Below are 11,622 nucleotides of genomic sequence, written 5' to 3' on the forward strand. Positions count from 1 at the left end.
AACCTACCTCGGCCTACTCACCCCGTGCTTAGCACTCCATGGCTCGCAGCGTAAGAACTACCCCCCCAATATGGCTCGTATAGTAAACAATCAGAATGCCAAAATCAAGCATGTTTTCTAGGTTATTTAATCAAACTAATCATCGCTCTTCAAAATAATACGTTACTATTATTTAAGTCATTAAATAATAAATAAATAATAAAACATACAAGGTAAATACCTTACTTTTCATTAATAAACCTCAATATATAAAATAAATTCAAATAATTACAAAGTTAATAGATTCAACAATCCTCACTATCCTATGTAGGCTTTCTGCTATTATTGAAATAAAGCTCAACAAAAGCATTAAAGGGACATAATGCCATACTACACTTTTATTTATCTTATTGCCCTGATGGTGAGTCTCTTTATTACTCAATCTTTTTATGCCGCAAACTATCTTAACCACTCTCTTGACAAACAACGCATATTTTTTCACCAAGCAGAACAGCATTTAAAAAAAAGCCGTCTACAATCCTTCAAAAAAGAGTTAAAAAAACTAACGCACTACCCACTATATCCTTACCTGCGCTACCAAGAACTGATTCGCCAACTTCAGCTTGGATTTTTGCCAAATAATAAGATCAAGCACTTTCTAAATCAATATCAAAATACTATTTTTCATGATCGTTTACACCGCCAGTGGATGATTCACCTCTATAATAAAAAATGGTGGAAAACACTGATTAAATATTACCAACCGGCAACTAAGAGCACTGCAATGCAATGTCGCTATCTATGGGCACGCTATCAGCTTAATTATCAACAGCAATCACTGCATGCCTTTAAAAAAGTCTGGCTACAAGGTCGCTCTTTACCTAAAGTATGTGATCGCCTTATCAGTGCATTACGCAAACATAAGCAACTTACCAACTCTCTGGCTTGGCAGCGTATTACCCTAGCAATGCAAAAAAGAAATTATCAGCTCGCCGGTTATTTAGCACGCTTTTTATCCAGTCAAGATAAAAAAGCACTGACCCTCTGGCGTATTTTGCGGCGCCACCCAGAAAAAATGACCAAAACCTCTTTAATACGAGCCGCAGGCAATAAAGCTAATTATATTGCTAATGACACTTTATTGCAGCTTGCCAAACGCAAACCAGAGTATGCTATAACAATCTGGCCGCGTTTAAAAAGCAAATTTTCTCTAACCAAACAACAAAAAATAGCTATCACCAAGAGCATTGCTCTACACCTTGCTTTAAAAAAATCCTCAAAAACATCACATTGGATGGAAAAAGTTCCAGATCAGGATCAAAGCTTAACCCTAACCTCCTGGAATATTCGTACAGCACTTTATCAACAACGCTGGCAACACGCTCTTACCTTAATTAACACCTTGCCTCCAAATGAGTACGATAGCCACCTATGGCAATACTGGAAAGCCCGTGCGCTAGAACAACTTGGCCAAATCACTCAGGCAAAAAAAGTATATAAACGCCTTGCCAAACATCGCGACTACTATGGTTTTCTTGCTAGCAATAAATTACAACAGCCTTATCAACTCAATAGAAAAGCCGTTAATATTAGCAAGCACATATTAAGCAATGTCTCAAAAAAACCTGGAATTAGGCGCGCTTATGAGTTTAAAAAAACAGGACACCCAGGGCTTGCTCGTAGTGAATGGGTATATGCCATTAACCAATTCACTGAGACAGAAAAACTGGCCGCGGCAAAACTCGCACATGACTGGGGATGGTATAACCTTTCCGTATTAACCACCACAAAAACCAAGCACCGTGACGATTTAAAGCTGCGCTTTCCTATGGCCCACTACCGTGCCATTTTACGCAATGCAAAACGTTATGAGATCAGTCCGGCATGGGTATTTTCAGTCGCCCGCCAAGAAAGTATTTTTCATGAACATGCTTACTCACCGGTTGGCGCACGAGGGATTATGCAATTAATGCCTACAACAGCACGCTATATCGCAGGTAAAATACAAATACGCCATTATACCTCCAAACTACTTGACGCCAACCATAATATCGCTTTAGGCACTGCCTATTTAAAACGTTTATTAGAACGCTATGATAACCGTTTAATTCTTGCCCTCGCTGCTTATAATGCTGGCATTAGCCGTGTTAATCAGTGGCTGCCAGAAAGAAATCCCATCGCTGCCGACCTCTGGATAGAAACGATCCCTTACAAAGAAACCCGCAGTTATATTAAAAATATCCTCGCCTATACGGTCGTTTATAATGCAAGGTTAGGTCACACCACCAAGATGGCTCAACAGCTCGTTAACGTGCCAACATTAAAGCAAATTTCCTAGCTTTTATTACTATAATCTGGAGCCAACAAAGGCCATGATAATGGTATAATTAATTTTATCTACACTATATTTTCGCATAAACAATACGATTACGCCCTCACTCTAAGCTAATAATTAAATATTTAGAATTAGCGAAAAGCTAAAACAAATGGCTAATATGACAAAGATATAATCTAAAATCAATAAAGCTTATTCATACTATATTTTATGTGTTAATCCACCTTTTTTAGAGCTAAGCATAAGGTCACTTAAAATGATCTCAGTAATTTAAATTTATACCCAATGTCACCGTACAATCTTACAAATCTTCTATCACTGTTTTTTTCGCTTGAATCATCTTGCCATCAACAGGCAAACCTAATGATTTTTGCAAGGCTAACATCAAATGATACTCACGACGAGCTAATAATCTTTGCTGGCTATTTACACCTTTTTGACGAATCTTCTTCTGCCATGATTCATAATAAAACTGAATAGCATTCATTAAGGCAGGCGGCTGCTTTAACTGCACACCCATTTGGGCAGCGACTTCACCATAATTTTGATTAAATCCAGGCTGCAATAAACTCATTAAGTCAATTGCAGAAATTAATTTCGCAGTAAATAATTGCTCACCAAGTCGCACCATTGCTTTTGGCGTAATGACACGCAGATCCAAATTCTGACCCAACTTACGAATATGCATGGCCTGCTTTTTAGAAAAATGAACATCCACAGTAATTTCATGAACAAAAGGTTTTAGACTCTTTATTTTACTCATTACAACCCCTAAAATATCCCTAAACCAGCTTAATTCTTAGTTTTAAAAATCAGCAAAAACAGTGCCAACAAATGGACAATATAATAATGTTCTAGAAACTAAGTAATAAAAATTAATTTCTACTATTCTTAAAGTTATAACGAGTTATAAATTAAGAATTTAATAATCAATGCAGCTACTTAATCGCCCACTGGTCAAATGGTTACTCAAAGAGGAGCCCCCTCCTTCAACTCCCTTGTGCGATTATGAAAGAATTTGTTATGAAATCAGACCGTGTGATGTTTTATTAGTGGAAGGACGCAGTCGACTCAGCGATGTTATTCAAGTTATTACTCGCAGCCCTTGGTCACATTCAGCATTATATATTGGCCGTTCTCAAGATATTGAAAATCTCCATATTCGCCAATTTATTGAAGATAATTACGATGGTTCCCCTCAAGATCAACTGGTGATAGAAGGTTATCTTGGTCAAGGCACAGTGATTAATCTTTTGGATGATTATAAATATTCTCATATCAGAATTTGCCGCCCCCGCGGACTATCACGCAAAGATGTTCAACAGGTCATTGCCTATGCTGCCAGCAAAGTCGGCAGTGCTTATAATGTCAGGCAAATTTTTGACTTGTTCCGATTACTACTGCCGTGGACTATTTTGCCACGCAGTTGGCGCTCCTCACTCTTTCATCATAACTTAGGAGATCCAACACGCACCGTCTGCTCAACCATGATCGCAGAAGCTTTTAACGTCGTTGATTTTCCAATTTTACCTGATTTACACACCTCAGAAGACGGCAAGATGGCGTTACATATACGTAATCCACGTTTATTTACACCCAGAGACTTTGATTACTCACCCTACTTTGAAATTATCAAGTACCCATTTATCAGTATTGATGATCACATGCCCGCCTATAAAAACCTGCCTTGGCAGAAAGGCCGCCCTCAAGATTTACCCACAGAAAAATAGTGCTGATAACTTAAAATACCTTAAATTAATCTCCATCACTCTAGTATTTACTCAAAATATTTACTCGAAATAAAAATTCTTAAAACACTAAAACACTACCGTTAGTGAAGAGACTAATACGATATGAAGTGATATAAAGTGAGAAGAGAATATTTAAAGAAGAGAGAAAAAATAAAGCAGAAAGACGAAGATTGAAAATTACATTATTGATAATTAATATTTTTAAAGATCAATAAAATATCTGAGTGTTTTGGAAAAAGGGAAGGTTTTATTGACATCTTGCTCATGATCATTACAATATTCGCTCTATGTGCAACCTATCGGTGAATGTAAAGTTAAGGTCTGGATCATTTCTCACCCCATTAGGTCGCCATGACCAAATCTGACTCGGGTACTTTAAAGGCCTGTCCTTGGATTCACAACAAGCACTTCTTAAGTTAAGTGAAATAAAAACATAATGAAAATAAAACGGTAGGATCACAGATGTCATCAACGATAGGTTTCGACAAATTAGGTATTAACGACAATATTTTAAACTCCATTAGTGAATTAGGCTATGAAACCCCTTCGCCTATTCAAGAGCAAAGCATACCTGTATTACTCAACCAACAAGATATACTCGCACAAGCGCAAACAGGAACCGGCAAAACCGCCGCCTTCGCGTTGCCTATACTAACTCAATTATCCTTAAAACATAATCAACCTCAAGCACTAGTTTTAGCACCCACACGCGAGCTTGCAATTCAGATTGCTGAAGCCTTTCAGCGCTATGCTAAATACTTGCCTGGCTTTCATGTGTTACCGATCTATGGCGGTCAAGAGTTTCGTAGCCAATTACGCGCCCTAAAACGCGGCGTGCATATTGTTGTTGGCACCCCAGGACGTATTATGGATCATATGCGCCGAGAAACCCTGCCTTTAGAGAGCCTCAAAACCGTCGTTCTTGACGAAGCGGATGAAATGCTCAAAATGGGCTTTATCGATGATGTTAAGTGGATTTTGCAACAAATCCCAACAGAACACCAAACCGCACTGTTTTCAGCGACCTTACCACCTTCGATTAAAGGCATTGCCAGTCAGCACCTCGTTGAGCCTGTACACATCCAAATTAAATCCACGACCAATACAGTCAGCACAATTGAACAAAGCTATATGATTACCTCTAAGCATCATAAGCTTGAGGCATTAACACGTTACTTAGAACTAGAAGAGTTCGATGCAGTCATTGTTTTTGCACGGACCAAAATTGCAACCACTGAGCTTGCTGAACGTTTAGAAGCCCGCGGCTACTCAGCCGCTGCAATGAATGGTGACATGAATCAAGCCTCACGTGAACAGGTGATAAAACGCATTAAAAATGGCGCAATTGATATTGTCATTGCCACCGATGTTGCCGCACGTGGCATTGATGTCAACCGGATCACTCACGTAGTGAACTTTGACATCCCTCATGATCCAGAGTCCTACGTTCATCGCATTGGCCGTACTGGCCGTGCCGGACGTGATGGTAAAGCACTACTGTTTGTCTCACCGCGCGAGCGCCGCTTACTTAAAGATTTAGAACGCGTCACCCGTCAACCGATTAAAGCAATCACCCCACCGACGGCCAATGAAATCACTGAAAAGCGTGAAGAAAGCTTTAAAAAACAAATTATTAACACCATCAATGAGACTACTGATTTAGACTACTATCGTAACCTCATTGAAAGCCTACTGCCACTTAGCGAAAAAAGTGAACTGGATATTGCTGCGGCCCTTGCCTATATGGCACAAAAACAAAAGCCATTGCAAATGCAAAAAGAAGACCCTAAAGCCCTAAGCTTTGAATCACCCCATGATCGCGGAGGGCGCCATGAACCGAGCCAACGTGAACGCCGTACTCGTCAAGCAATCCAAACAGCTGAACATGGCATGTCACGTTGCCGCCTAGAAGTTGGTCATCGTCATCGCATTCAGCCGAGTGATATCGTCGGTGTCCTCGCCAATGAAGGCAATATTACTCATAAAGCCATCGGCCGTATTCATATCTTCGATGATTACAGCTTAGTGGACCTCACAAGCAAAGTGACCAACCAAGTCATTGAGCTAACGCATCAATGCCGAGTCAAAGGTCACCCGATTAAAATCAAACCAGCAACAGATAAAGATAACCAAGAAGGCCAGAGTAATAACCATGGTCGCCGTAGTCACTCCCGTGACCGAGATAGTGGTTTTAAACGCCGCCGCTCAAATTCAAGCCATAACGGCCAGAGCCAGTCACAGAGTCGAACAAGAAAAAAAATATCCTAATCTGACCACTTCTCTCAGTTTTTGCTTTTAGCAATTGATAATAAAAAAGGCCCTTAATTTTAGGGCCTTAAATCTTCAAATTTAACTTTACAGTGCTTCAGCTTTAATACTCCTAGCCTGCGTTTCTTCTGTTGCTAAATATTTATCGACTGTTAGCGCACTGGCCATCACTCCATTCACATTGGTTGCGGTCCGCCCCATATCAACAATGGGATCAACGCCTTGAACAATCGCAATAACAGCATAAGGTAAGCCTAGCGTAGATAAAGTCACTGCTGCTGCAATCGAAGCCGTCCCTGGAATACCTGAAATCCCCAGTGAGGCGATGGCATTAATAAACATAACCATCACAATAATCTGCCAGGTCACCGGCTCATGCATAATCGTCATTGCCATCACTACCAACATCGCTGGAAATACCCCTGCACACGCATTAAAGCCAATCGATGAGCCAATGGTCGGTGCAAATGTTGCTAAATCAGGATGAATTTTAAATTTCTGTCTGAGCGTTTCTTCAGTCACCGGCAACGTTCCAAAGCTTGAGCGCGTAGTAAAAGCAACAAGCAAAGCTTTATAAGCATGTTTAAGGTAATAAGTCGGCGAGATACCCTGTGCTGCCAAAATGACTAAATGCAAGGCAAACACAAGCGCCATCGCAACATAAATTGCCACAAGGTAACTTAACACAGACAGTAATGAGCTCGCACCGGTGGCACTGGCAACATTTGCAATCAAAGCCAACACACCGTAAGGCGTTAAAGCCACCACAAAACGCGCAAGCTGTTTTGAAATCTCAAACGTCGACTGAATAAAACCTTCAAAAGGCTTAATATCTGCAATTTTAGACTTTTTCACTACCAACGCTGCAGCACCAATAAAAATTGAAAATAAAGCGAGTGCTGCCGCATTACCCGATGCCATCGCCGCAATGGGGTTGGTCGGCAACATGCCTAGTATCGTATCAACCACACCGGTATAATGATGGCCAGGTTGTAAATCAACCCCAGGAATCACCAGCCCTGTGCCTAAATTAAACGCCATCCCCATCAGCATACCAATCCCAGCAGAAATACCCGTTAATACTAATAACATCACAACAAAACGAATAGCCGATAATCTAAAGTTTGCCGCCCCCTTATCACTTAAGCTCAATAAGGCTGAAACCAGTGACGTAAACACTAAAGGAATAACTAACATTTTTAATAGATCAATATAACCTTCGCCGACAAGGTGAAACACACTATTTAAGTCTGCCATTGCAAAATGGTCACTCACTAAGCTAAAGCGCGCCAATGCACCTAAGCCAACACCTGTAATCAACGCAATTAAAACCAAACCATTAAACTTCATCCCTTTACGTTGTAAGCTATAAAGAGCGAATAAAAGAACAATAAAAATAAAAATATAGATCTTACTTAACACCAACGCTGACATAACCTAGCTCCCAGCAACATTAAACTAAAAAAATTCATACAAAGCTTACTATAATATGATCAAGTATTATCTTAACAACAACGTCAAATACAGCAACTACAATTAAACGGGTAACGATATACACGCAATATATTCATCAATTTAAAACCTACTGTTTAAAAAAAAGCAAAACAAGAAAATACTAGCAAGTAGTATCACTGCAGTCGATTAAATTAAATTGATTAGCAACAACAGCCAAATAAGGAAGAGCTTTGATTGTAATGAAGTCCACGTTTCATGATCGTCTAGAAACTCCCATTGAATCACACAAAAAATTAAGACTCCATCAAGCTAACACACTTGTTTAGAATCAACCAGCATTGGTTAAAGAAAGTTTTAAACTGCCTCAGCAGTTAGCACCGCTAGTTTAACTATTTGATCTACTATCAACAGGTTAATTTTAACCATGCGCCGAAATACAGCCTAAAGCACTTAACGATATACACAGAAACAACGAATAGCAGCTAATAATCAATAAAAATGCTTATTTAATAACTCAACATTGCCACACTGATATAACCATATGTTTATATTGACTTAAATATAATTTAGATATAACAATTTATCTTAAGGTAAATTCATTCATCTCACCAGGACTAGATTTACCACTGTTTGTGGTGTGAATTAATCATTGGGAAATGAATATATTTATTAAAAATATAATATCACAATATTACTAAACATATTAATAAACATATTAATAAAGTACTTATGATTATTATATTTTTCAAGGTGTTTTTCTTAAAAAATCAGGAAAGCACCTAATAAAGCAACAACAGTTACGGCATTTTATTTACTAAAATTCGTCGATCAATTTTTAAGGGGTAACTATGCCTTTAAACTTAATAGAAAAACTTCTTAAATTAAAAGAATAAATTGTTGCAGATATCCCTTTAATGGATGAAACACTCTACGGAGAAAGACCGGCCTATTACTCGGCAAGTAGCCCGGAGTGTTTTAATCAGGCAAAATCCCAAATAATATCACTATTAGATAAAATCATTGCTGAGAATCCAGCGGCTTTAAGTAATAAGCTGACCAAACTGAAAAATAATTTAGTTAAATTAAAAACTATTGGTAAAAATTATAATCAAACTGACGTAATATCACTGCTTACCAATTTAAAGCGACGCCTCGAATCTTTATACTATTTCAACCGATCTTTGTTAAAGCGTTTACAAGAATGTCAGTTTGCTGATTTGACCTTTGATTAAGTGCTATCAAGGAGCATATTCTAACGCGCTTATGTTGATTGATCGAGTTATTGCTGGCGATAGTATAAATAACTATTTATTATCAGCAAAAAAGGAGCTTATCCAGCAACAAGCGGCAAATTATCTTACAAAAATTAATATAAAACCAGGCAATGAAATTCATGCAGTAAATAGCCTGTATAATTACGTCGCCTCCAGCTACAACATGTACCCTATTGAAGACACTTTCGCTCCCCAACTTGATCTTCAAGCTTTAAATGATTTTTCTCAATCTTTAAGTCAACACCTTACGGCTTCGATTCTAGTCGATATGGTCGCAGAAAAATTCGTTATCTCCGATACCTATAACTACCTAGAAATGGAGAACCTTCTTCCAGAAAATTTATATGGCCATTGGGCCTATGCCTTATATAATACTGAAGGCAATGCCCCTGATATCGATCGAACCAAACGATTATTACTGCTTGTTATTTTGCAAGAATTGGGCTTTATTGAAGGGTTCATTAAAGAAACAATAATAGACTCTGATGAACCAGAAAAAAAGAAAAAAATTTATCAAACAGATAATGATATTTTTATTGAAGAGTGGATTGAGGATCAAATCACTTGCGATTTTAGACCGATGGTACGCATTTGTAGCAATACCAAGGAAGATAATGAGCTACTCCTTCGTTATTATGACCAATTGAAAGGTAGATTTTCTCCCTCAATGGGAGCAAGGTTACCGCTAAGTGTATTACTAAAATTAATTCATGTTCCACAAGCCACCGGCTGGGCTTTCGCTGCAGCCATAACTTTGGCAACGACTGAAGAAGATAAATCAAAGCTTGTAGCTGCACTGTGTCAAGTTGATAATAATAACTGGACAGGAATCAGTACGCTAGGGTATTACCTCCCAAAATCAGTCAATATGGCTTTGGCTTTGGCTACGACTAAAAAAGATAAAGCAAAGCTCGTAGCAGCACTGTGCCAAATTAATAGTAATAATTGGACAGGGATAAAAGTTTTGCTAGATAAGCATCCCGAGTCAATCGGAGCTATCTTGGCTTTGGCAACAACTGAAGGAGATAAATCAAAGATCACAGCAGCACTGAGTCAGGATGATAAATCAAAGATCATAGCAATACTGTGCCAAGTTGATGATAAAGGCAAGACAGGGCTAAGAGTTTTGGGGCGAAACTTTCCAAAGTCAGTCAAAACCGCTTTAGCTTTAGCCACCACTCAAGAAGATAAATCAAAATTCGTAGCAGCACTGTGTCAGGTTGATGATAATAACTGGACAGGGATAAGTATTTTAGGATATTACGCCCCAGAATCAATCAATATGGCTTTGGCTTTAGCTACGACTAAAAAAGATAAAGCAAAGCTCGTAGCAGCATTGTGTCAGGTTGATGATAATAACTGGGCAGGGATAAAGGTTTTGGGGCGTTATGCTCCAACATCAATCAATACGGTTTTAGCTTTAGCCACCACGCAAGAAGATAAGTCAAAATTTGTAGCAGCACTGTGCCAAGTCGACAATAAGGGCCAGACAGGACTAAACACTTTGCTATGCCACACCCCAAATGCAATCACGGCCGCTTTGGCTATAGCCACAACTAAACAAGATAAATCAAAACTTTTAGCAACACTATGCCAGGTTAATAATAAAGGCAAAACAGGACTAAAAGTTTTGATAGATGACCACCCAGCATCAATCAATACGGCCTTGGCTTTGGCAACGACTAAAGAAGATCAATCGATGCTCACCGCAGCACTGAGTCAGGATGATAAATCAAAGATCGTAGCAACACTATGTCAGGTCAATGATAAAGGCAAGACAGGACTAAAAGCTTTGACATGCTACGCCCCAGCAGCAGTCAATGCGGCCTTGGCTTTAGCAATAACTAAAGAAGATAAAGAAAAGCTTGTAATGGCACTATGCCGGGTTGGCAACGAAGGTTGGACAGGGTTAAAGGTCTTAGAGTGTTATGCCCCTCAATCAGTCGATGCGGCCTTAGCTTTGGCAACGACTGACTTTGATAAAGCTATCCTTGCTCTTGCTCAAGCAAAAGTTACTGTAAATGACTATGACTCAGTTAGAGCAAACCCTAATCTTCAAAAAGCATTAGTTGCAGCCTATGATTATTTAAATTCTGGCCGCTTTGGTTGGCATAGAACACATGGCAATCATGGTAAAGAGCAGACCTATCAATTTATACAAAACTTGATGGCCAAAAAAAATAACGATTTAAACAACATTCAGACTGAAATGCAGCAATGGCTCAAAGGTTACGGTGTCTTTAGTTTCTCATCAAACTGCAATAGATCATCACGCGTCAGATTTGCTTATCAATCAGAACTATTTGGCCAAGCTGCTACTCCATTTTTTGAGATGAGAGACGAAGACCGCAAAGCAATAAGGCAAACAATACTGGATTTTTCAGTACCAGCCCCTGCACCCCCACATTAATTTACTGGTATATTAAGATTATAGCGCTGGATTAACAGTTTCTGACATAATATCAGTAGGTTAAAAAATACAATAAGGAAAAACGATGCCTTCTCCTTACAGTTATGACTTAAGAATTCGAGCACTAAAACTAGATTGTATGTAAGGAGT

At 38.9% G+C, this 11,622-nt stretch carries 7 protein-coding genes; 5 read left to right on the forward strand and 2 right to left on the reverse strand.

The genetic code is table 11. The features are described 5' to 3' along the window. Window positions 1-361 precede the first annotated feature (361 nt). Window positions 362-2,317, forward strand: coding sequence for a transglycosylase SLT domain-containing protein (locus tag C200_RS04710; protein WP_016210748.1), 1,956 nt, complete (start codon window positions 362-364; stop codon window positions 2,315-2,317). Window positions 2,318-2,615: 298 nt separating this feature from the next. Here C200_RS04710 and C200_RS04715 read toward each other — a convergent pair whose 3' ends face one another. Further along, entirely contained in the window at window positions 2,616-3,077 is a 462-nt protein-coding gene (locus C200_RS04715; protein WP_016210749.1) for a hypothetical protein, read from the reverse strand. Between the two features lie 169 nt (window positions 3,078-3,246). Between C200_RS04715 and C200_RS04720 the strand changes: the two genes are divergently transcribed. After that, window positions 3,247-4,044: a YiiX/YebB-like N1pC/P60 family cysteine hydrolase gene (locus C200_RS04720; protein ID WP_016210752.1), complete on the forward strand. Its 798-nt coding sequence runs from the start codon at window positions 3,247-3,249 to the stop codon at window positions 4,042-4,044. A 483-nt stretch (window positions 4,045-4,527) separates the two neighbouring features. Beyond that, complete coding sequence (locus C200_RS04725) at window positions 4,528-6,333, forward strand: DEAD/DEAH box helicase (protein WP_016210751.1); 1,806 nt, start codon at window positions 4,528-4,530, stop codon at window positions 6,331-6,333. Between the two features lie 87 nt (window positions 6,334-6,420). Here C200_RS04725 and C200_RS04730 read toward each other — a convergent pair whose 3' ends face one another. After that, window positions 6,421-7,767, reverse strand: coding sequence for a cation:dicarboxylate symporter family transporter (locus C200_RS04730; RefSeq protein WP_016210754.1), 1,347 nt, complete (start codon window positions 7,765-7,767; stop codon window positions 6,421-6,423). Window positions 7,768-8,702: 935 nt separating this feature from the next. On the opposite strand from C200_RS04730, the gene C200_RS16065 reads away from it, so the two are divergent. Both C200_RS16065 and C200_RS16070 read left to right on the forward strand, forming a co-directional pair. Then, a complete protein-coding gene (locus tag C200_RS16065) occupies window positions 8,703-9,020 on the forward strand; it encodes a hypothetical protein (RefSeq protein WP_016210753.1) in 318 nt (105 codons plus the stop codon). Between the two features lie 31 nt (window positions 9,021-9,051). After that, a complete protein-coding gene (locus tag C200_RS16070) occupies window positions 9,052-11,472 on the forward strand; it encodes a hypothetical protein (RefSeq protein WP_032126385.1) in 2,421 nt (806 codons plus the stop codon). Window positions 11,473-11,622: the final 150 nt, after the last annotated feature.

The organism is Piscirickettsia salmonis LF-89 = ATCC VR-1361, from assembly GCF_000297215.2.
Classification (GTDB): Bacteria; Pseudomonadota; Gammaproteobacteria; order Piscirickettsiales; family Piscirickettsiaceae; genus Piscirickettsia; species Piscirickettsia salmonis.